General features: G+C 70.7%; 21 protein-coding genes. 6 read left to right on the forward strand and 15 right to left on the reverse strand.

Annotation, left to right across the window (positions count from 1 at the left end; translation table 11 throughout):
* The first annotated feature begins 9 nt into the window (after window positions 1-9).
* Together cseB and cseC are read left to right on the forward strand one after the other, a co-directional pair.
* Window positions 10-714 (forward strand): two-component system response regulator CseB, encoded by a 705-nt coding sequence (gene cseB / locus ACF1B9_RS20020; protein WP_376220764.1) that lies wholly within the window; start codon window positions 10-12, stop codon window positions 712-714.
* The gene (gene cseC, locus ACF1B9_RS20025; RefSeq protein ID WP_391746176.1) at window positions 711-2,093 is read left to right on the forward strand and encodes a two-component system sensor histidine kinase CseC; all 1,383 of its coding nucleotides are present in this window, start codon (window positions 711-713) and stop codon (window positions 2,091-2,093) included. Before cseB ends, cseC begins: the two co-directional genes overlap by 4 nt.
* Window positions 2,094-2,170: 77 nt before the next feature.
* On the opposite strand, the gene ACF1B9_RS20030 is transcribed toward cseC, so the two are convergent.
* Window positions 2,171-3,781 carry an MDR family MFS transporter gene (locus ACF1B9_RS20030; RefSeq protein WP_391746175.1) on the reverse strand — a complete coding sequence of 537 codons (1,611 nt, stop codon included), beginning with the start codon at window positions 3,779-3,781 and terminating at the stop codon, window positions 2,171-2,173.
* A gap of 126 nt (window positions 3,782-3,907) precedes the next feature.
* On the opposite strand from ACF1B9_RS20030, the gene ACF1B9_RS20035 reads away from it, so the two are divergent.
* The gene (locus ACF1B9_RS20035; protein ID WP_391746174.1) at window positions 3,908-4,492 is read left to right on the forward strand and encodes a TetR/AcrR family transcriptional regulator; all 585 of its coding nucleotides are present in this window, start codon (window positions 3,908-3,910) and stop codon (window positions 4,490-4,492) included.
* A 19-nt stretch (window positions 4,493-4,511) separates the two neighbouring features.
* Here the strand turns inward: ACF1B9_RS20035 and ACF1B9_RS20040 are convergent, their stop codons facing one another.
* Together ACF1B9_RS20040 and ACF1B9_RS20045 are read right to left on the reverse strand one after the other, a co-directional pair.
* The gene (locus tag ACF1B9_RS20040) at window positions 4,512-5,201 is read right to left on the reverse strand and encodes a M23 family metallopeptidase (RefSeq protein WP_391746173.1); all 690 of its coding nucleotides are present in this window, start codon (window positions 5,199-5,201) and stop codon (window positions 4,512-4,514) included.
* A 652-nt stretch (window positions 5,202-5,853) separates the two neighbouring features.
* Window positions 5,854-8,382 (reverse strand): ATP-dependent Clp protease ATP-binding subunit, encoded by a 2,529-nt coding sequence (locus ACF1B9_RS20045; RefSeq protein WP_093894034.1) that lies wholly within the window; start codon window positions 8,380-8,382, stop codon window positions 5,854-5,856.
* Window positions 8,383-8,811: 429 nt separating this feature from the next.
* Here ACF1B9_RS20045 and ACF1B9_RS20050 point away from each other — a divergent pair, with 429 nt between their 5' ends.
* A complete protein-coding gene (locus tag ACF1B9_RS20050; protein ID WP_391746170.1) occupies window positions 8,812-9,420 on the forward strand; it encodes an SCO3374 family protein in 609 nt (202 codons plus the stop codon).
* Here the strand turns inward: ACF1B9_RS20050 and ACF1B9_RS20055 are convergent.
* The 10 genes from ACF1B9_RS20055 to ACF1B9_RS20100 form a co-directional block, all read right to left on the reverse strand.
* A complete protein-coding gene (locus tag ACF1B9_RS20055) occupies window positions 9,399-9,734 on the reverse strand; it encodes an Lsr2 family protein (RefSeq protein ID WP_093894032.1) in 336 nt (111 codons plus the stop codon). The genes ACF1B9_RS20050 and ACF1B9_RS20055 overlap by 22 nt on opposite strands.
* Window positions 9,735-9,878: 144 nt before the next feature.
* Window positions 9,879-10,382, reverse strand: a complete 504-nt coding sequence (locus tag ACF1B9_RS20060; RefSeq protein ID WP_376278856.1) for an amino-acid N-acetyltransferase — start codon at window positions 10,380-10,382, stop codon at window positions 9,879-9,881.
* Between the two features lie 64 nt (window positions 10,383-10,446).
* Window positions 10,447-10,983 carry a BlaI/MecI/CopY family transcriptional regulator gene (locus ACF1B9_RS20065; RefSeq protein WP_391795925.1) on the reverse strand — a complete coding sequence of 179 codons (537 nt, stop codon included), beginning with the start codon at window positions 10,981-10,983 and terminating at the stop codon, window positions 10,447-10,449.
* A gap of 109 nt (window positions 10,984-11,092) precedes the next feature.
* A complete protein-coding gene (locus ACF1B9_RS20070; protein WP_361446901.1) occupies window positions 11,093-11,272 on the reverse strand; it encodes a hypothetical protein in 180 nt (59 codons plus the stop codon).
* 102 nt (window positions 11,273-11,374) lie between these two features.
* On the reverse strand, window positions 11,375-11,971 hold the full coding sequence (locus ACF1B9_RS20075) for a hypothetical protein (RefSeq protein ID WP_391746213.1): 597 nt from the start codon (window positions 11,969-11,971) through the stop codon (window positions 11,375-11,377).
* 137 nt (window positions 11,972-12,108) lie between these two features.
* Entirely contained in the window at window positions 12,109-12,906 is a 798-nt protein-coding gene (locus tag ACF1B9_RS20080; protein ID WP_114245204.1) for a type III pantothenate kinase, read from the reverse strand.
* Window positions 12,906-13,949 carry a carboxylating nicotinate-nucleotide diphosphorylase gene (gene nadC / locus ACF1B9_RS20085; RefSeq protein ID WP_391746167.1) on the reverse strand — a complete coding sequence of 348 codons (1,044 nt, stop codon included), beginning with the start codon at window positions 13,947-13,949 and terminating at the stop codon, window positions 12,906-12,908. The genes ACF1B9_RS20080 and nadC overlap by 1 nt, the downstream gene beginning before the upstream one ends.
* Window positions 13,950-13,951: 2 nt before the next feature.
* On the reverse strand, window positions 13,952-15,694 hold the full coding sequence (locus ACF1B9_RS20090) for an L-aspartate oxidase (protein ID WP_391746166.1): 1,743 nt from the start codon (window positions 15,692-15,694) through the stop codon (window positions 13,952-13,954).
* Entirely contained in the window at window positions 15,691-16,764 is a 1,074-nt protein-coding gene (gene panC, locus ACF1B9_RS20095; protein ID WP_391746164.1) for a pantoate--beta-alanine ligase, read from the reverse strand. Before panC ends, ACF1B9_RS20090 begins: the two co-directional genes overlap by 4 nt.
* On the reverse strand, window positions 16,761-17,711 hold the full coding sequence (locus ACF1B9_RS20100; protein ID WP_391746162.1) for a Rossmann-like and DUF2520 domain-containing protein: 951 nt from the start codon (window positions 17,709-17,711) through the stop codon (window positions 16,761-16,763). The genes panC and ACF1B9_RS20100 overlap by 4 nt, the downstream gene beginning before the upstream one ends.
* A gap of 186 nt (window positions 17,712-17,897) precedes the next feature.
* Between ACF1B9_RS20100 and ACF1B9_RS20105 the strand changes: the two genes are divergently transcribed.
* On the forward strand, window positions 17,898-19,166 hold the full coding sequence (locus tag ACF1B9_RS20105; RefSeq protein ID WP_391746161.1) for a threonine aldolase family protein: 1,269 nt from the start codon (window positions 17,898-17,900) through the stop codon (window positions 19,164-19,166).
* Window positions 19,167-19,219: 53 nt separating this feature from the next.
* Here the strand turns inward: ACF1B9_RS20105 and ACF1B9_RS20110 are convergent, their stop codons facing one another.
* Window positions 19,220-19,453: a hypothetical protein gene (locus ACF1B9_RS20110; RefSeq protein ID WP_391746160.1), complete on the reverse strand. Its 234-nt coding sequence runs from the start codon at window positions 19,451-19,453 to the stop codon at window positions 19,220-19,222.
* A gap of 105 nt (window positions 19,454-19,558) precedes the next feature.
* Between ACF1B9_RS20110 and ACF1B9_RS20115 the strand changes: the two genes are divergently transcribed.
* Window positions 19,559-20,674, forward strand: a complete 1,116-nt coding sequence (locus ACF1B9_RS20115; RefSeq protein WP_391746211.1) for a DUF5937 family protein — start codon at window positions 19,559-19,561, stop codon at window positions 20,672-20,674.
* 13 nt (window positions 20,675-20,687) lie between these two features.
* Here the strand turns inward: ACF1B9_RS20115 and ACF1B9_RS20120 are convergent, their stop codons facing one another.
* On the reverse strand, window positions 20,688-21,365 hold the full coding sequence (locus ACF1B9_RS20120; RefSeq protein WP_351077455.1) for a response regulator transcription factor: 678 nt from the start codon (window positions 21,363-21,365) through the stop codon (window positions 20,688-20,690).
* Window positions 21,366-21,372: the final 7 nt, after the last annotated feature.

The following is a 21,372-nucleotide window of genomic DNA, read 5'->3' on the forward strand; positions in this document are numbered from 1 at the left end:
AGCAGCCCGATGGCCGAGACCCACGTCCTGTTCGTCGAGGACGACGACGTCATCCGCGAGGCCACCCAGCTGGCGCTGGAGCGCGACGGTTTCGCGGTCACCGCGATGCCGGACGGCCTGTCGGGCCTCGCCGCGTTCCGGGCCGACCGTCCCGACATCGCCCTGCTCGATGTGATGGTGCCGGGGCTCGACGGGGTCAGCCTCTGCCGTCGCATCCGCGACGAGTCGACGGTCCCCGTGATCATGCTGTCGGCGCGGGCCGACTCGATCGATGTGGTTCTCGGCCTGGAGGCCGGTGCCGACGACTACGTCACCAAGCCCTTCGACGGGGCGGTCCTGGTCGCCCGGATCCGTGCCGTGCTGCGCCGCTTCGGTCATGCGTCGGGCGGGCAGCCGGGCAACGGGGAACGAGAGCCGCAGCCCCTCGGCGGCGTGCTGGTCTTCGGCGATCTGGAGGTCGACACCGAGGGCATGGAGGTCCACCGGGGCGGCGAGCAGGTGGCGCTGACGCCGACCGAGATGCGGCTGCTGCTGGAGTTCTCCGCCGCGCCCGGCACGGTGCTCTCCCGCGACAAGCTGCTGGAGCGGGTCTGGGACTACGGATGGGGCGGTGACACCCGGGTCGTGGACGTCCATGTGCAGCGGCTGCGCACCAAGATCGGCCAGGACCGGATCGAGACGGTCCGCGGCTTCGGCTACAAGCTCAGGCCATGAGGCGGCCGACGCTGCGGACGGGTGTCCGCTGGAAGATCAGCATCGCCATCGCGGCGGTGGGCGCGCTGACCGCGGTCGCGCTCAGCCTCGTCGTCCACAACGCCGCCCGGGTCTCGATGCTGGAGAACGCGCGCGAGGTCCAGCTGACGCGGCTGACGTACGCGCAGCTGCTGTACGAGGCGAAGAAGACGCAGAAGACCGACCCCCGGTTCGGCGCCAAGCTCAACGACCCGTTGATGCCGCGCAGCCTGCGCGCGGAGACCAGCAGGAACCGGCGCGCCACGCATGTCGAGGAGCTCAAGCAAGGGGGACCCGACGTGTGGGCGGCCGTCCCGGTCGGCAACGGCGACGTGCTCTCGCTGCACACCCGTTTCACCGGCCGCAGTGCCAGGGTCCTGGGGGATCTCGATCGGGCGCTGATCATCGGCTCGGTCTCGGTGGTGCTCGGCAGCTGTGCACTGGGCGTGCTGATCGGCGGGCAGCTGTCGCGCCGGCTGCGCAAGGCCGCCGCCGCCGCGGGCAAGGTCGCGCAGGGCAATACGGATGTACGGGTCAGGGAGGCCGTCGGCGGGGTCGTCCAGGACGAGACCGATGAGCTGGCCCGTGCGGTGGACGCGCTGACGGACGCGCTGAACGAACGGATCGAGGCGGAGCGCCGGGTCACCGCGGACATCGCGCACGAACTGCGCACCCCGGTGACCGGCCTGCTGACGGCGGCGGAGCTGCTGCCGCCGGGCCGCCCCACCGAGCTCGTACGGGACCGGGCGCAGGCGATGCGCACCCTGGTCGAGGACGTTCTGGAGGTGGCCCGGCTGGACAGCGCGTCGGAGCGGGCCGAGCTGCAGGAGATCGCGCTGGGTGAGTTCGTCAGTCGGCGCGTCGCGCTGCTGGACCCGGATGTACGGGTGCAGGTCGTCCACGAGTCCTGGGTCAGCACCGATCCGCGCCGACTGGAGCGGATCCTCGGCAATCTGCTGGGGAACGCCGCCAAGCACGGTGCCACACCGGTCGAGGTCACGGTCGAGGGCCGGGTGGTGCGGATCCGCGATCACGGTTCCGGGTTCCCCGCGGCGCTGCTGCGTGAGGGGCCGAGCCGGTTCCGTACCGGAAGCAGTGACCGGGCCGGGCACGGGCACGGTCTCGGGCTGACGATCGCGGCCGGTCAGGCGCGCGTCCTCGGGGCCCGGCTGACCTTCCGCAACGCGGCGCCGGAAGGGGCCGCGCAGGGCGCGGGCGGGGCGATCGCCGTGCTGTGGCTGCCCGAGCACGCACCCACGAACACCGGCAGCTTCCCGGTCCTGCGCCTGTCCGAACAGCGCACCGCGGACAGCGGTGACGGGAAGAGCGCGGAGTCCGGCAGCAGGCGGCCCGGCAGCTGAGCCGGATACGGAAGGAGGCTCCCGGGGCGCGCCCCGGGAGCCTCCTTCCGTATTTCGCCCGTACCACCGCGGAGGGGTCAGACCGCCTCGGGCTGCTTGACACCGGCGGCCGCGGCCGGCGCCGCGCCGCCGTCCGACGACGACGTCTCCGGGCCCGCTCCCCGCAGCGGCACCTCCTTGACGAACACCGACGCGATCAGCGCGATCACTCCGACCGAGGCACCCACCAGGAACGCGATGTGCGTGCCGGACGACACCGCGAACTGGTACGCCTCACGCACCGCGGCCGGCAGCTTCGCCAGGCTCGACGCGTCCAGCTGGGCGGACTTCGCCGTGGCCGCCCCGCCGCCGCGGGCGGCCATCTCGTCCTGCACCCGGCCGGTGAACAGGGCACCCATGATCGCGACTCCGAAGGAGCTGCCGAGCGTACGGAAGAGGGTGGTCGCGGAGGAGGCGACTCCCATGTCCTTCATCTCCACGCTGTTCTGCGCGACGAGCATCGTGATCTGCATCAGGAAACCCATGCCCGCGCCGAGCACCGCCATGTAGACGCCCGAGGTGAGCCGCGTGGTGCCGGTGTCCATCCGCGAGAGCAGGAACAGACCGGACACCATCAAGGCCGAGCCCAGGATCGGGAAGATCTTGTACTTGCCGGTGCTGGTGGTGACCCGTCCCGCGATCAGCGAGACGACCATCATCGCCAGCAGCATCGGCAGGAGCAGCAGACCCGAGTTGGTCGCCGACGCGCCCTGGACGGACTGCTGGTACAGCGGCAGGAAGAGCACCGCGCCGAACATCACGAAGCCCGACATGAAGCCGATGACGGACATCAGGGTGAAGTTGCGGTTGCGGAATATGTGGAGCGGAATAATCGGTTCTGCTGCCTGCGTCTCGACGAAGCAGAAGCCCGTGAGCGAGGCGGCGCCGATCGCGATGAGCGCCACGATCATGGCGGAGCCCCAGGCGTACTCCGAACCGCCCCAGGTGGTGACCAGCACGATCGCGGTGATGCCGACGGTCAGCAGTCCCGCACCGAGGTAGTCGATCTTCACCTCTGCGCGCTCCCGCTTCGGCAGGTGCAGCACGAGGGTGACCATGGCCAGGGCGACCGCACCCAGCGGCAGGTTGATGTAGAAGCTCCAGCGCCAGCCGAGGTGGTCGGTGATGGTGCCGCCGACCAGCGGTCCGCCGATCATCGCGATGGCCATGACGCCGGCCATCATCCCCTGGTACTTGCCGCGCTCGCGGGGCGGCACCAGGTCGCCGATGATCGCCATGACACCGACCATCAGGCCGCCCGCGCCGAGCCCCTGGACCGCCCGGAAACCGATCAGCTGGCCCATGTCCTGGGCCATGCCGCTCAGGACCGAGCCGATCAGGAAGAGCACGATGGACGTGAGGAACACACCCTTGCGCCCGTACATGTCGCCGAGCTTGCCCCAGATGGGGGTGGAGGCGGCGGTGGCCAGGGTGTACGCGGTGACGACCCAGGACAGATGCTCCAGGCCGCCGAGGTCACCGACGATGGTCGGCATGGCCGTGCCGACTATCAGGTTGTCCAGCATGGCGAGCAGCATCGTGATCATCAGGGCGAGCATCACCACCCGGACACTGCGCTGCTGCTTCTCGGGTTTCCCGGCCGACCGGTCACCCGCCCCTCCGTCCGTCGCCTTCTTCAGCTCCGCCATGGTCCCCACTCCCCTGATCCCCGGTGCACGCCGGGTTCTTACTTGCCGCCCGGCTAGTTGACTACACTGGGGAAAGTAGACCCGTAACTAGCCGGGCGTCAAGTAAGTTCGTTGAGGGAGAGCGCCATGGGCAGCACGCCGCAGGCACGCCGGGGTAACACGCGCCAGCGCATTCAGGACGTCGCCCTGGAGCTCTTCGCCGAACAGGGTTACGAGAAGACCTCGCTGCGGGAGATCTCCGAGCGGCTGGATGTCACCAAGGCCGCGCTGTACTACCACTTCAAGACCAAGGAAGACATCCTGGCCAGCATCTTCGAGGACCTCAACCGGCCGGTCGAGGAGCTGATCGAGTGGGGCCGGGACCGGCCCCACACCCTGGAGACGAAGAAAGAGATCCTGCGCCGCTACAGCGAGGCGCTGACCGCCGCGGCCCCGCTCTTCCGCTTCATGCAGGAGAACCAGGCGACCGTGCGGGACCTCAGCATCGGGAAGACCATCAAGGACCGCGTCATCGGCCTGGTCGACCTGATCAAGGAACCCGACGCCTCACTGGCCGACCAGGTGCGCTGCTTCACCGCGCTCTTCACGATCCACGCGGGCATGTTCGCTCTGAAGGACGCCGAAGGCGACCCCGAGGAGAAGCGCAGCGCCGTCCTCGAAGTCGCCTTCGAACTGGTCACCCGGGCGCACAGCCCGGGGTCCGCCGAGTAGCCGGACACGTCCGGTCAGGTCAGACCGTGACGCCCTGCTTGTACAGGAACGAGACCGGGTTGATAGCGGAACCGTAGTTCGGGGTGGTCCGTATCTCGAAGTGCAGGTGCGGGCCGCTGGAGTTGCCGGTGTTGCCGGAGAGCGCGATCTTCTGGCCCGTCTTCACGGTCTGGCCGATGCGCACATCGATCTTCGACAGATGCGCGTACTGCGAGTACGTGCCGTTGCCGTGGCGGATCACGACGGCGTTGCCGTACGCGGGGCCGTCGCCGCCGCCGTTCGGACCGGCCTTCACGACGGTGCCGCCGTGCGCGGCCTCGACCTTGGTACCGACCGGGACGGCGAAGTCCTGGCCGGAGTGCTTGTGGGCCCAGCGGGAGCCGTCGTTGCCGAAGCTCGCACTCAGTGCGTAGTGGCTCACAGGGATCCTCCAGGCGGCGGCCTTCTTCGCGGCCGCCTTCTCGGCCGCCGCACGCTCGGCCTTGGCCGCCTTGGCCGCCTTGCCCTGCGCGGCCGCCTGCGCGGCGACCGAGTCGGCCGCGCCATTGCTGATCAGGCTCGCCGTGTGGGGGGCGCCCGCCGTGCCGGCCGCGAACGCAGCACCGGCGCCGAGAACCATCGACGTCCCCAGGCCGGCTGCCACCACGGCGCCGCGGACACGGGACAGGGACGGGCGACGGGAGTGCTGGAACGAAACGCGCTTCGACATAAGCGGAGAACCTCCGGAGATGACTGGACCCGACGCTTTCGCCGGGCCGGCCATCCCTTGGTAACCCGCACCCCCATCGATACCCAAACACCCCATCTACGAACAAAAGCCGTATCCGGTGCCTCGGGAATACATCGGCGCCGCCTTCACGCGCCCCTCGTCCGGGCCCACCGAAACTCTCGTTCCGGGCAGGTTTAACCCCAGCTCCAAACCGGTCGAACCGGACTGAACCCGGCGATCCGGGCTTCTCTCGTTCCGGCGCCGAATGCCCCTCGACACGCAGGGCCGAAGGTCCCTGCCGGGTTCGCGGCGCTCGCCCCTATCACCCTTAGTAGGGGCGGAACGGACTGTGTGCCTTGTCACCGCCAAAGGGTCCTGGAGCCCTTCGATCGGGGCCGTCCGCCGCATGCCGACGGCGCGGCCGACGGCCGTCGCGCCGGCCCGGCCGATACCGCGGGCCATGGAGGGGACGGCGGCCCGTCGAGGAGCCGCAGGCCGTCGAGGAGCCGCAGGCCGTCGAGGAGCCGCGGCGTCCACCGACCGCAACCGACCGCACGACGAGGCCGGTGCCGCACGGAAAAGGGGCTGCCCCGGACCGTTTCTCAACGGTTCCGGGGCAGCCCTTCAGGCGCTCAGGCGCTCGGTGGCGTCCTTACACGTCCTTCGACATGTTCGGACCCGCACCGCCCGCCGCCTGCTCGATCGGGGGGACGTCGGGCAGAGCCGACTTCTCCTCGCCGCGGAAGGTGAACTTCTTCTCCTCACCCTCGCCCTCGGTGCCGACGACCACGATGTGACCGGGGCGCAGCTCGCCGAAGAGGATCTTCTCCGAGAGGATGTCCTCGATCTCGCGCTGGATCGTCCGGCGCAGCGGCCGGGCGCCCATCACGGGGTCGTAGCCCTTCTTGGCCAGGAGCGACTTGGCTTCCGAGCTCAGCTCGATGCCCATGTCGCGGTCCTTCAGGCGCTCGTCCACCTTGGCCAGCATGAGGTCGACGATCTGGATGATGTCTTCCTCGGTGAGCTGGTGGAAGACGACCGTGTCGTCGACACGGTTGAGGAACTCGGGGCGGAAGTGCTGCTTGAGCTCTTCGTTGACCTTGTTCTTCATCCGCTCGTAGCCGGTCTTGACGTCGCCCTGGGCGGCGAAGCCCAGGTTGAAGCCCTTGGAGATGTCCCGGGTCCCGAGGTTGGTCGTCATGATGATGACCGTGTTCTTGAAGTCCACGACCCGGCCCTGGGAGTCGGTCAGACGACCGTCTTCCAGAATCTGGAGCAGGGAATTGAAGATATCGGGGTGGGCCTTCTCGACCTCGTCGAAGAGGACGACGGAGAACGGCTTGCGGCGCACCTTCTCGGTGAGCTGGCCGCCCTCTTCGTAACCCACGTAACCGGGAGGAGAACCGAAGAGGCGGGAAACCGTGTGCTTCTCGCTGAACTCCGACATGTCGAGGGCGATCAGCGCGTCCTCGTCGCCGAAGAGGAATTCGGCGAGCGTCTTGGAGAGCTCCGTCTTACCGACACCGGACGGGCCGGCGAAGATGAACGAGCCACCGGGGCGCTTCGGGTCCTTCAGGCCGGCCCGCGTACGGCGGATCGCCTGCGAGAGGGCCTTGATGGCGTCCTTCTGGCCGATGACGCGCTTGTGGAGCTCGTCCTCCATGCGCAGCAGACGGGAGGACTCCTCCTCCGTCAGCTTGAAGACCGGGATGCCGGTCGCGGTGGCCAGGACCTCGGCGATCAGCTCGCCGTCGACCTCGGCCACGACGTCCATGTCGCCGGCCTTCCACTCCTTCTCGCGCTTGGTCTTCGCGGCGAGGAGCTGCTTCTCCTTGTCCCGCAGGGACGCGGCCTTCTCGAAGTCCTGCGAGTCGATCGCGGACTCCTTGTCGCGGCGGACACCCGCGATCTTCTCGTCGAACTCGCGGAGGTCCGGCGGCGCGGTCATCCGGCGGATGCGCATCCGGGAACCGGCCTCGTCGATCAGGTCGATCGCCTTGTCCGGCAGGAACCGGTCCGAGATGTACCGGTCCGCCAGCGTCGCGGCCTGGACCAGCGCCTCGTCCGTGATGGAGACGCGGTGGTGGGCCTCGTAACGGTCGCGCAGACCCTTGAGGATCTCGATGGTGTGCGGCAGCGACGGCTCCGCGACCTGGATGGGCTGGAAGCGGCGCTCAAGAGCGGCGTCCTTCTCCAGGTGCTTGCGGTACTCGTCGAGCGTCGTGGCACCGATGGTCTGCAGCTCGCCGCGGGCCAGCATCGGCTTGAGGATGCTGGCGGCGTCGATCGCGCCCTCGGCGGCGCCCGCACCCACCAGGGTGTGGAGCTCGTCGATGAACAGGATGATGTCGCCGCGGGTACGGATCTCCTTGAGGACCTTCTTCAGGCGCTCCTCGAAGTCACCGCGGTAGCGGGAGCCGGCGACCAGCGCACCGAGGTCGAGGGTGTAGAGGTGCTTGTCCTTGAGGGTCTCGGGCACCTCGCCCTTGACGATGGCCTGCGCCAGTCCTTCGACGACCGCCGTCTTGCCGACGCCGGGCTCGCCGATGAGAACCGGGTTGTTCTTGGTACGGCGGGACAGCACCTGCATGACCCGCTCGATCTCCTTCTCGCGCCCGATGACCGGGTCGAGCTTGGATTCGCGAGCGGCCTGGGTGAGATTCCGGCCGAACTGGTCGAGCACCAGGGACGTGGAAGGGGTGCCTTCCGCAGGGCCGCCCGCGGTTGCCGCCTCCTTGCCGCCGGAGTACCCGGAGAGCAGCTGGATGACCTGCTGCCGCACCCGGTTCAGGTCGGCGCCCAGCTTCACGAGGACCTGGGCCGCGACGCCCTCGCCCTCGCGGATCAGGCCGAGCAGGATGTGCTCGGTGCCGATGTAGTTGTGGCCGAGCTGAAGGGCCTCACGGAGCGACAGCTCCAGGACCTTCTTGGCCCGGGGCGTGAAGGGGATGTGCCCGGACGGGGCCTGCTGGCCCTGGCCGATGATCTCCTCCACCTGCTGGCGGACCGCCTCGAGCGAAATCCCGAGGCTCTCCAGGGCCTTAGCGGCGACACCCTCACCCTCGTGGATAAGGCCCAGGAGGATGTGCTCGGTGCCGATGTAGTTGTGGTTGAGCATCCGGGCTTCTTCCTGAGCCAGGACGACAACCCGCCGCGCGCGGTCGGTGAACCTCTCGAACATCGTTAATCGCTCCTCAGAGCGGTCAGGCAGTAAGGGGTCGGTCCCCTCCCTGTCCTTCCGCAGCTTAGTCCCGCAAGCGGGGACCGCTCATTCCAACTGCCGACACCGTCCTTGGCCTCCTGACCTCGAACGCCGACATCTGCTCCAACCCGATGGTGCGAGACGATGTTCCCGCAGGCCAGGCAGATACCCCTTTCGCCAGTACGCCGATGGCGAACGTGAGATGCCCGAGCCTGCGTGTCGCCCCTCCCCACTAGGGATGTCTTACCCGTAATTACAGACAGTCCATGCGGCGCGCGCCGGTTCCCTCCGCTACGGGCGAACATCTTTGCGCTCCCGAATACGTCTCTACACCCCCATCCGGGACACACTACGCACCCGCTCGCGGACCCTGCGTAACCCTGGGGGCGGCCCGGCCGTTCTTCCGGCATGGCCGTCACCGTCCCGCCTCCCCTGCCGTCGCTCGCCGACACGCGGAACGCTCACGCCGGTCACGCACAGTGGGCGCGGTGGTATGAGCACGAACTCGGCTGGCCCACAGAGGGCACCGCACCGGTGCGACTGCTGACCGGGCTGCGGTTCGACGTCCTCGAAGTGCCCGCGGTCGCCGGCCATGCGGCACTGCGGCGGGTGGGCCGCACCGGACCGGTGGCGCTCTCCGGCGGACGGATGAGCCTGCTGGTGGCGGCAGGAAGCGCCGACGAACTGCCCGGACTGCTCGACTGGCTGGAGTGGGGCGGCGTCGCCCTCTCGCTGACCGCCATCGGCACGGGCGGCCGGATCACTGCGCCGGCACCGCCCGGACGGGCGGCCGGCCGACCGGGGGCCGCCGTATGGCTGCGACCCCCCGGGCTGCGGCACGAGGGAGAGCCGGAACTCCCGGCCCTCGTCGGCCTCGGGAGCAGGGGTGGGGATGCTCCCGATCTCGTACGGCTCGTGGACTCGGTGGCCACGGAATGCCACCGGGCCCGGTTGATGCGCGCCCGAACGGGGCGGTCGACCGAAGGGTCGACAGCTCAGCCGTTGGCCTTCTCGTAAGCCTCGCGGATCTCCGCGGGAACACGGCCGCGGTCATTCACATTGTGGCCGTTCTCGCGGGCCCACTTACGGATCTCCGCGGTGTCCTTGTTGCCGCCGGTGACGGCGCGGCCCTTGCCACGACCGGCCGCCGCGCGACCGCCCGTACGCCGACCGCCCTTGGTGTACGGCTCAAGAAGACCACGGAGCTTGTCCGCGTTGCTCGTGGTGAGGTCGATCTCGTATGTCTTGCCGTCCAGAGCGAACGTGACCGTCTCGTCCGCCTCGCCACCGTCGAGGTCGTCGACAAGAAGGACCTGAACCTTCTGTGCCACCGGATTTCCTTTCATCGAAAATGCAGTACGCGGAAAGGAAACCGCTTTTCCCCGGAAAACACAAACCCCCGGGAGAGGTTCAGGATCGCAAGAAGACGGGAAACATGCGCGATTCGGACATAGGGCGACGGCTTCTTGTGACGGTCACAGGTGCAGAAGCATCCGGCTGTTGCCCAAGGTGTTCGGCTTCACTCGTTCGAGACCCAGGAACTCTGCTACACCTTCGTCATAGGAACGCAACAGCTCACTGTAGACATCTCCATCGACCGGCGTCTCTCCGATCTCCACGAAGCCGTGCTTCGCGAAGAAGTCGACTTCGAAGGTGAGACAGAAAACCCGCCGTACGCCCAGCCAACGGGCGGTCTGCAACAACTTGTCCAGTACTTGATGCCCGACTCCGGCGCCCCTGATGCCGTGGTCGACAGCGAGAGTGCGCACTTCAGCGAGGTCTTCCCACATCACGTGCAGTGCACCGCAGCCGATGACCCGGCCGTCCTCGTCGCGTTCCGCGATCCAGAACTCCTGGATGTCCTCGTAAAGCGTCACCGTTGCTTTGTCGAGCAGGATGCCTTCACGTACGTACCCGTCGAGGAGACGGCGGACCGATGGGACATCGCTGGTCCTGGCACGGCGGACAGTGATGGCCATGTTTATAACCGACGGTTCGGTACGGAAATCGGTATGCGGAAGCTCTGAGGACATGCCCCCGACGCTATCGCCCGGTCTCCGGGCCCGCGTCATCGGCCGGATCTTCGGCCGCTTCTCCGGCGGCTTCTCCGGCGGCTTCTCCGGCGGCTTCATCAGCCGGTTCATCCCCGGGTTCATCACCCGGTTCGCCCACCGCACCGTCGACCGCTTCTTCGGCCGGGTGTCCGGAAGCCCCGGGCAGTCCGGGGCGGACGATCCGCATGGCGTCCGCGAGGGCCTCCCGCTGCTCGGCGGACATCATGCCGAAGAACGCGACAAGAGCGGCGGCCGGGTTGTCGCTCCGCGACCAGGCTTCGTTCATCAGTGCGGCCGAGTAGGCGGCGCGGGTGGAGACCGCCGTATATCGATATGCGCGGCCGTCGACTTCCCTGCGTACCCAGCCCTTCTGATGGAGATTGTCCATTACCGTCATGACGGTGGTGTAGGCGATGGAGCGTTCCTGCTGAAGGTCCTCAAGGACTTCCCGCACAGTGACCGGGCGGTTCCATTGCCAGACCCGTGTCATCACTGCGTCTTCCAGTTCTCCCAATTGGCGGGGCACAATGTCACTTTAGTGCCAGATGCCTGGAATGCCTGGTTATTTGCGCAGCAAAAAGGCGCACGGCTCCTGAGGAGCCGTGCACCCTTCGGGTACCGCGAGGTGCGGGGTGTCAGACGCCGTCGGTGCGCGGGGCCTGCTGGACGGACTCGGCGCGGCCGACCGCCAGGTCCACGGCCGCGTCCTCCTTGGCCTTGTTGGGACCGCCCTGGCTCTTGACGATCGTCACGACGAGGCCGATGAAGAAGGCGGCCATCACCACGGGGGGCACGAGCGCGGATACATAGTCCATGACGTCCAGAGTAGCGAGGCCGGTACGGACTTCCGCGCGCCCCCTCCGCGTCGAGGTGCCGTAGCTGTCGTCGTGCGCCCGCCAGGGGTTACGGGACGACCCTCAGCCCGCGGCCCACTGCTGCCGCGGCGGGACGGGCTTGCGGGGCGGGACGGGCTTGCGGGGCGGGAAGACCTCGGAAGGCTTGGGCGCCGGGCGCTCGGACGGCGGGACCGGCCGGGGCGGGGCCGCCGGGGTCTTGGGCCGTTCGGGTTCGGCGTCGGCCGCCCGGCCGCCGGGCAGGGCCAGCAGACGACTGCGGGGCGCCGGGGCCGCCGCCGGCGCGGCACGTCCGGCCAGTCGGGCCCGTACCGAGCGCTCCGCGAGCATCTGACAGCGCTCCAGGAGCGCCGCGGCCACCGGTCTGTGACGCAGGGCGCGCAGCGCGGCCATGTCGTCGGGACGAGGGTCGTATCCGCCCGCCAGTGCGTCCTGGAGCAGCTCCAGATAGCCGCTGACGGAGCCGGGGAGGGCGTTGCGGTAGCGGACGAGGTCGGCGAGGAGGAACGTGCGCAGCCGTCCCGCCTCGCCGACCGCCTCGTCCACGGCGCCCGCCAGCCGCAGGCAGTCCTGGACGTCCTCGTCGGGCAGGGGCTTGGGGTGAAGGGCGATGGCGAGGGCACGTCGGAGCACCCGCAGCTCGTCCGCGCTGAACGCCATACCGCCGCGTGATCCGTAAGGCGTGGGCATGACGCGACAATACGTGCTAAATGGACAAAATCCTCTTAGCTGGCCGTCGGCGGCGCGGCGTCGGCCCCGCCCCGCCCGACCGTTCCCGCAGGTACGACCCGCATCCGCTACATCCGGGACACATTCCGCTCGTACACCAGGCGCAGCCCGATGAGAGTGAGCCAGGGCTCGTGCTCGTCGATGACGGAGGACTCGCCCAACACCATCGGCGCAAGGCCGCCCGTCGCGATGACGGTGACGTCGTCGGGGTCGGCCGCCAGCTCCTTCTTCATCCGCGCGACGACACCGTCGACCTGGCCGGCGAAGCCGTAGATGATGCCCGACTGCATCGCCTCGACCGTGTTCTTGCCGATCACGCTGCGTGGCCGGGCCAGTTCGATCTTGCGGAGCTGGGCGCCCTTGACACCCAGCGCCTCGACCGAGATCTCGATGCCGGGGGCGATCACACCGCCGGTGTACTCGCCCCGGGCGGAGACCGCGTCGAAGGTCGTGGCCGTACCGAAGTCGACGACGATCGCCGGACCGCCGTACAGGTCGACGGCGGCGACCGCGTTGATGATGCGGTCCGCGCCGACCTCCTTCGGGTTGTCCATCAGAATCGGCACCCCGGTCTTGATGCCGGGCTCGACGAGGACCGCGGGGACGTCGCCGTAGTAGCGGCGGGTCACCTCACGCAGCTCGTGCAGGACGGCCGGGACCGTGGAGCAGATCGCGATGCCCTCGATGCCGTCGCCCAGCTCCTCGCCGAGCAGCGGATGCATGCCCATCAGCCCCTGGAGCAGTACCGCGAGTTCGTCCGCGGTGCGGCGGGCGTCGGTGGAGATGCGCCAGTGCTCGACGATCTCCTCACCGTCGAACAGGCCGAGCACGGTGTGGGTGTTGCCGACGTCGATGGTGAGCAGCATCAGACGTCGGCCTCGTCGGTGTCGCGGAAGTCCAGGCCGATGTCGAGGATCGGCGAGGAGTGGGTGAGCGCGCCGACGGCCAGGTAGTCGACGCCCGCCTCCGCGTAGGCGCGCGCGGTGTCGAGGGAGAGCCGGCCGGAGGACTCCAGGACCGCGCGGCCGCCGACCAGGGCGACCGCCTCGGCCGTCTGCAGCGGGGTGAAGTTGTCCAGCAGGATCAGATCGGCGCCCGCGTCGATGACCTCACGGACCTGCTGCAGCGTGTCGACCTCGACCTCGATCGGTACGTCCGGGAACTCGTCCCGTACCCGCTTGAAGGCCTCGGCCACACCACCCGCCGCGACCACGTGGTTGTCCTTGACCAGCGCCGCGTCCGACAGCGACATGCGGTGGTTGACGCCGCCGCCGCAGCGCACCGCGTACTTCTCCAGGGCGCGCAGGCCCGGCGTGGTCTTGCGGGTGTCGCGGACCTCGGCCTTCGTGCCTTCGAGCACATCGGCCCAGGCGCGGGTGGCGGTCGCGATGCCGGAGAGCCTGCAGAGCAGGTTGAGCGCGCTGCGCTCGCCGGTGAGCAGGTCGCGGGTGCGGGTGGTGACGGTCAGCAGCTTCTGGCCGGGGACGACGCGGTCGCCGTCCTCGACATGGCGCTCGACCGCGAACTCGTCCGTGCAGACGATGGAAAGGACGGCCTCGGCGATGCGCAGACCCGCCACCACGCCCGCCTCCCGGGCGGTGAAGTCGCCGGTGGCCACCGCGTTCTCGGAGACGGTCGCGACGGTGGTGACGTCGACACCGCCGTCGAGGTCCTCCTCGATGGCCACATGCGCGACGTCCTCGACCTGGACCGGGTCCAGGCCGGCGTCGGCGAGGAGCTGGGCGAGGTCGGGGTCGAGGCCGCACTCCAGCGGGTCGAGCTCGTAGAGCTCGTCCCCGCCGCAGCCGCAGCCGTCCCCGCAGCCGCCCGCGGACGGTGCGGGCGCGCCGATCTGGATCAGCGGTACGTCCACGGGTGTCGGGCGCGGATTCTCTTCGGGCGTGCTCACGGTTACGGCTCCTCGGTGACGTCGGCGGGGTGGGTCGGGGGTGCTGCTGCGCAGTCTGGTGCCTGCTCGGGGCGTACGGGCCCGAATGCCTCGGTCTCCGTCCGACGGAGGACCGGTTGACGCTCCGGGGTGAGCCGGACGACGAGGTGACGGCGCCAGTTCTCGTCGTCGCGCTCGGGCCGGTCCTCGCGCCAGTGGCAGCCTCGGGTCTCCTCGCGCCGACGGGCGGCGGCGACCAGGACGCGCGAGACGAGCAGCAGGTTGGTGGCCTCCCACGCCTCGACCCCGGGTATCGCGACCTTGGGCTCGGTCGCCTCGGCGGCGCGGGCGGCGCCGTCGTGCAGAGCCTCCAGCTCCTCGGCGGCGGCGGCCAGGCTCTCGGCGGAGCGCAGGACGCCGGCGCCCCGGGTCATGATCCGCTGGATCGTGCCGCGCGCCTCGGGGGCGAGCAGCGGCGAGGGGTCGGGCAGGGCGTCGGTCGTCGGGGCGCCCGCGCGGGGGCGGTCCTCGACGATGTCGGCCGCGATGCGCTCGGCGAAGACGAGCCCCTCCAGGAGGGAGTTGGACGCCAGCCGGTTCGCGCCGTGCACGCCGGTGCAGGCGACCTCGCCGCAGGCGTACAGGCCGGGCACCGTCGTACGTCCCCGCAGGTCGGTGCGGATGCCACCGGAGGCGTAGTGCGCGGCGGGCGCGACCGGAATGGGTTCGGTGACCGGGTCGATGCCGTGGGCGCGGCAGGCCGCCAGGATCGTGGGGAAGCGCTTCTCCCACATCGCGGCGCCGAAGTGCCGGGCGTCGAGATACATGTGTTCGGTGCCGTGCAGCTGCATCCGACGGGTGATGGCCTTGGCGACGATGTCGCGCGGGGCCAGTTCCGCCAGTTCGTGCTGGTCGGCCATGAAGCGCGTGCCGGACGCGTCGACCAGGTGGGCGCCCTCGCCCCGTACCGCCTCCGACACCAGGGGCTGCTGGCCCTCGGAGTCGGCGCCGAGGAAGAGGACTGTCGGGTGGAACTGGACGAATTCGAGGTCGGAGACCTCCGCGCCGGCCCGCAGCGCCAGGGCGACGCCGTCGCCGGTGGAGACCGCCGGGTTGGTGGTGGCGGAGAACACCTGGCCCATGCCCCCGGTGGCGAGGACCACCGCGGGGGCGCGGACCGCGCCGACGCCGTCGTGCTGGCCCTCGCCCATGACATGCAGGGTGACGCCCGCGGTCCGGCCTTCGGCGTCCGTGAGCAGATCCAGGACCAGGGCGTTCTCGACGGTGTGCAGGGCGGCTTCGCGGACCGCTTCGACCAGGGTGCGGGAGATCTCGGCGCCCGTGGCGTCGCCGCCCGCGTGGGCTATGCGGCGGCGGTGGTGGCCGCCCTCGCGGGTCAGGGCGATGTCGCCGCTGTCCGTGGTGTCGAAGTGGGCGCCGGTTCCGATCAGCCTGCGCACGGCGTCGGGGCCCTCGGTGACCAGGGTCCGTACCGCCCACTCGTCGCACAGGCCCGCGCCCGCGACCAGGGTGTCGTCCAGGTGCTGCTGGGGGGTGTCGCCCTCACCGAGGGCCGCCGCGATACCGCCCTGCGCCCAGCGGGTGGAGCCGTCGTCGAGGCGGGCCTTGGTGACGACGACGGTGGCGAGGCCCGCGGCCGCGCAGCGGAGCGCGGTGGTCAGACCGGCCACGCCGGAGCCGACGACCACGACATCGGCGTCGATGGACCAGCCGGGGGCGGGGGCGGTCAGCCGTATTCCGGTCACGTGGTGGCTCCGAAGGTCAGCGAGATGTTGTCGATGAGGCGGGTCTTGCCGACCTTCGCGGCGATGGCGAGGATCGCGTCACCGGTGGTGCGGTCGTCGGGGATCTCGGTGAAGTCGGCCGGGTCCACGAGCGCGAGGTAGTCCAGGGCGAGCGGCGGCTGTTCGGCGGCCGCGTCCTCCAGGATCAACTGCGCGGCGGCGCGTACCGCCGCGGGTCCGTCCACGGGGCGGGCCAGGGCCACCGCCTGGGTGTCGGCCGCCGCTCGGGTCTCGCCCAGCGCGGTGAGGGCGGCGGCCCGGCCGGTGGTCGCCGCGGTGGTCTGCGCGCGGGCGTGCAGAGCCTGCTGGGCGGCGAGCCTGTCCCGCGCCGCGAACAGGGCGCGGGACAGGGCGAGGGCGGTGTGCCGTTCCTCGGCGTCCAAGAAGCGGTTGCGGCTGGAGAGCGCGAGGCCGTCCGGTTCGCGGACCGTCTCCACTCCGACGATCTCGACCGGGAAGTTCAGATCGCGCACCATCCGGCGGATCAGCGCGAGCTGCTGGGCGTCCTTCTGCCCGTAGAACGCGGCATCGGGCCGGGTGAGGTGCAGGAGCTTGGCGACGACGGTGAGCATGCCGTCGAAGTGCCCGGGGCGGAACGCCCCTTCCAGGCGCTCGCCCATGGGCCCCGCCGAGATCCGGACCTGCGGCTCGCCGCCGGGGTAGACCTCCTCGACGGACGGTGCGAAGACCGCGTCCGCCCCGGCGGCGCCCGCCACGGCGAGATCGGCTTCGAGGGTACGGGGGTAGCGCTCCAGGTCGGCGGCCTCGCCGAACTGGAGCGGATTGACGAAGACGGTGACGACGACCTGCCCGTCCGGGCCCGCGGCCGCGCGTGCGGCACGGATCAGGGTGGCGTGGCCCTCGTGCAGGGCGCCCATGGTCATGACGACGGCCCGCGGTCCCTTGCGGGGCGCGAACGCGGCGAGTTCGGCGGCCGTACGGAGCAGGGGGGCCGCCGGGGCGGTGCCGGGTGCACGGGGCGGGGCGCCGGGCGTGTGCGGCGTGCCGGGCCTGCCGGTCGTGGGGGTCATCGGGGCTCCTGTGATCCGGTGCCGCCCGTGGTTCCGGTGCCGTCGGCGAGGACGCCGAGCAGGTCCTCGGCCAGCTCCGGCTTGAGCATGCCGTGGGCGAGTGCGCGGTCGGCGGTGGCGCGGGCCATCGCGACATAGCCGGCCACGGCCTGCGGAGCGTGCTCGCGCAGCTCGCCGATGTGCGCCGCGACGGTGCCGGCGTCGCCGCGCGCCACCGGGCCGGTCAGGGCCGCGTCGCCGGAGCGCAGGGCGTTGTCGAGCGCGGCGCCCAGGAGGGGGCCGAGCATCCGGTCGGGGGCGGCGACCCCGGCCGTGCGCAACAGCTCCATCGACTGGGCGACCAGGGTGACCAGGTGGTTCGCGCCGAGGGCGAGCGCCGCGTGGTAGAGCGGGCGGGACTCCTCCGCGATCCATTCGGGTTCGCCGCCCATCTCGATGACCAGCGCCTCGGCGGCGAGCCGCAGCTCCTCGGGGGCGGTCACGCCGAAGGAGCAGCCGGCCAGCCGCTGGACGTCGACGGAGGTGCCGGTGAACGTCATCGCCGGGTGCAGGGCGAGCGGCAGGGCGCCCGCCCGCAGCGCCGGGTCCAGCACCTTCGTCCCGTACCGCCCGGACGTGTGGACGATCAGCTGTCCGGGCCGTACCGCGCCGGTCTCGGCGAGGCCCTCGACCAGGCCGGGCAGGGCGTCGTCGGGGACGGTCAGCAGCACCAGCTCGGCACGCGCGAGGACCTCGGCGGGCGGCACCAGCGGTACGTCGGGGAGCAGGGCGGCCGCCCTGCGCACGGACGCGTCGGAGACGCCCGACACGGCGACCGGTCGGTGCCCGGCGAGCTGCAGGGACGCGGCGAGGGCGGGGCCGACGCGGCCCGCGCCCACGACGCCGACCGTGAGGCGGGCGGGGCGGTCCCTCGCGTCGAGGGGCTCCTTGGGGGCTGTTGCATTCACGCGGGGGTGGCCTTCCGTTCCAGTCCGCGGGGGGTACCGGACGATTCCTCTGCATGCTACGCCAGCGTTTCGTCCGGGTTCCCGGCTGTCCACAGCCTGTGGGAAAGTCCGGCGGGGCACGGCCGGGTGCCTGGTGAGCCCGGAATTCGTTCAGGTGCGAGCCGCACTCTGCGTGATGATCGTCCCATGACAGACACGCCGGACACGGATCAGCAGGTACGACAGGCGCGGAGCGGGGCACGGTACGGCACGGAGCAGGCCGGGCAGGCCGGGCAGACCGGGCCGGCCGAGGATGCTCCGGCGCACGAGCCGGAGCCGTCGCGGGAGGAGGCACAGCGGCTGCGCAGGCTGAGCGCCTGGCGCGCGGCCGAGCGGGTCCTGGTCAGGCCACCCATGCACCTTCCGCTCGGTGAGCGGCTGGCCGCGCTGGCGGCGGGAGCCGGATCGGTCACCGACCCGGACCGTCCCGCGGACATCTACGGCGACGGCGTCGTCGCCGAGCTGGAGGGGCGGATCGCCGGCCTGCTGGGCATGGAGGCCGCCGCGTTCTTCCCGACCGGGACGATGGCGCAGCAGGTCGCGCTGCGGTGCTGGGCCGGGCGGACCGGTGATCCCACGGTGGCGCTGCACCCCCTGGCCCACCCCGAGGTGCACGAGCGCGGCGCGCTGGGGGCGGTGAGCGGGCTGCGTACCGTCCATCCGACATCCGAGCCCCGGCTGCCCACGGCGCGGGAGATCCAGGACTTCGCCGAGCCGTTCGGCACGCTGATGCTGGAGCTGCCGTTGCGCGACGCCGGTTTCGTCCTGCCGACGTGGGAGGAGCTGGAGGCCGTGGTGGCGGCCGCCCGGGAACGCGATGCGGTGGTGCACTTCGACGGCGCGCGGCTGTGGGAATGCGCCTCCCACTTCGGGCGGGAGCTGCCGGAGATCGCGGCGCTGGCCGACAGCGTGTACGTCTCGTTCTACAAGACCCTCGGCGGAATCTCCGGGGCCGCGCTGGCCGGGCCCGAATCGCTGATCGAGGAGGCCCGTACCTGGCGGCACCGGTACGGGGGGCAGCTCTTCCAGCAGTTCCCGGCGGCGCTCGCCGCTCTGATCGGCCTGGACCGGGAGCTGCCGAGCCTGCCGTCGTACGTGGCGCAGGCCAAGGTGGTGGCCGAGGCGCTGGCCGAGGGCCTCTCGGCGGCCGGCGCCCGGTGGTTCCGGGTGCATCCGGAACCACCGCACACGCATCAGTTCCAGGTGTGGCTGCCGTACGAGGCGGATGTCCTGACGGAGGCGGCGGTACGGCAGGCCGAGGAGACGGGCGTGGCACTCTTCCGCACCTGGTCCCCGGCGGCTGCCGGGCCGCCCGGGGTGTCGTTCACCGAGGTCACGGTGGGACGCGAAGGCCTGGAGTGGACGGCGCAGGAGGTACGGGAGGCAGTGGCGGAGTTCGTGAAGCGGCTGGCCTGACGGGAGGCGGCCGGGCCGATCGGGTGGCCGGACACGTCTGCCCCGTTCGGTCCTCAGACACCGCACCGGCCGACGGCACCGGTGCGGTGGCGTCGGGTGAACAGCGCCCGTAGCGCCGTCCGCCACCGGCGGCGCGCCGGGCGGCCCGCGATCACCAGGTCGAAGCGGCGCCGGTCGCGTGCCTCGCGCACCACCCCCCAGTCGTGCCGTCCCGGCAGTGGCGGCGGCAGCTCACCTCGCCGAGCCGCCCGGTAGCTGTCGAACATGTGCTGCTGAATGGCGTCCATGGCCTCAGCGTGGGCCGGGCCCGGCCGGTCCGGCCCACCGATTGACGACCACCGTCAAATGGCACGTGAGCTTCTGCGCGCACCCCGCACCATGGAGGGGTGAGCGTGCACATCGACATCGCCGGGCTGGCGCCCGAGAGCATCGTCTTCGAAACCTCCCCCCTCGCCGAGCTGGGGCTCGCCCTGCATGCCCTCTCCGAACCCGGACACCACCCGGGGCTGCACGGCTGGGCGACGGCGACCGCCAGCGCGCTGGAACCCGACCTCGCCGACCGCCTGCACGAGGCCGAGTTCCTGTGGCGCAACACGTTCTCGGACGTCTTCATGCCGTTCGCCGGACTCCGTGGCGGCAACGGCAGAACGGGCGCGAACCTCGCCGAGGACCTGGACATCCTCGACCGGCTGGACGACGAGCGGTTCGTCGCCGCCGCCCTGGAGTTCACCTGCTCCAGCCTGTACGGGCTCGGCGCGCCCTCCCCGCTCTGCGACGCGACGATGCGCGCCCGCGCCCTGGACATGGCGGCGGCGCGCGGCCCCCAGCAGGTGGAGTTCACCCAGCAGCTGCTGGCCGACCCCGCCCCCCTGCGCCGCTGGATCCGCCGCCTGTTCGAGGACTGCGACCAGGCGTTCTTCTCCGACACCTGGCGCAGGGTGCAGGTCCAGCTGGTCGCCGACGCCCGGCACAAGACGGATCTGCTGCGCCGCAAGGGGCTCCGCGTGGCGATAGGCGCGGTGTCCACGGCACTCTCGCTCGACGAGGCCGGGACCCGGATCAGCGCCGACAAGCTCACCGAGGGCCGGGCCGATGCCGTCGACCCGGCTGTCGGCCGCCCCGGACTCACCCTTGTCCCGTCCGCCTTCGGCTGGCCGCACCTGAACCTGCTGCACGCGCCGGGCTGGCGCCCGGTGATCCACTACCCGGTGCACCGCCCCGAGCTGTCCTCCCCCGCCTCCGTGGAACTGCTCCAGCTGCGCATGGAGGCGCTGGCCCACCCGATGCGGATGCGCCTGTGCCGTCATCTCGCCCGGTCCGCGTACACGACCGGCGAACTCGCCGACACGTACGGCATCACGGCGCCCGAGGTCTCCCGGCATCTCGCGGCGCTGAAGAAGGCGGGCCTGGTCACCACCAGGCGGCGCGGCCGGTACGTCCAGCACCAGCTGGACCTGACCGTGGTGGCCCGGCTCGGCAGCGACTTCCTGGAGGGCATCCTGCGCTGAGCGAGGGGCGGTGTCAGCCCGCCCCGCCCCCGCCTGCCCTGACCAGCCCCGTCTCGTACGCGAGGACGACGACCTGCACCCGGTCACGCAGGTTCAGTTTGGTGAGGATGCGGCCCACGTGCGTCTTCACGGTCGCCTCGGAGAGCACCAGGCGGGCCGCGATCTCACCGTTCGACAGCCCCTGCGCGACCAGCAGCATCACTTCGCGTTCGCGTTCGGTGAGCTTGGCGATGCCCTTGTGCTGCGGTTCGCTGTTGCCGCTCGGCAGCATCGGTGAGAAGCGGTCGAGCAGTCGGCGAGTGGTGGACGGTGCGACCACGGCGTCACCGCTGTGCACGGAGCGGATCGCGGCGAGCAGTTCGGCCGGCGGCACGTCCTTGAGCATGAAACCGCTGGCCCCGGCCTTCAGCCCGGAGAAGGCGTACTCGTCGAGGTCGAACGTGGTCAGGATGAGCACCTTGGGCGCACCGGGCTGCGCGCAGATGCGCCGGGTGGCCTCGACACCGTCGAGTCTGGGCATCCGGACGTCCATCAGCACCACGTCGACGGCGGTGGAGCGCAGGATCTCGATCGCCTCCGCGCCGTCGCCGGCCTCGGCCACGACCTCCATGTCCGGCTGGGCGGCAAGCACCATCCGGAAGCCGGTGCGCAGCAGCACCTGGTCGTCGACGAGCATCACGCGGATGGCCATGAGGTGT

Origin of the sequence: Streptomyces sp. NPDC014727 (genome assembly GCF_043083485.1) — a bacterium.
Lineage (GTDB): Bacteria > Actinomycetota > Actinomycetes > Streptomycetales > Streptomycetaceae > Streptomyces.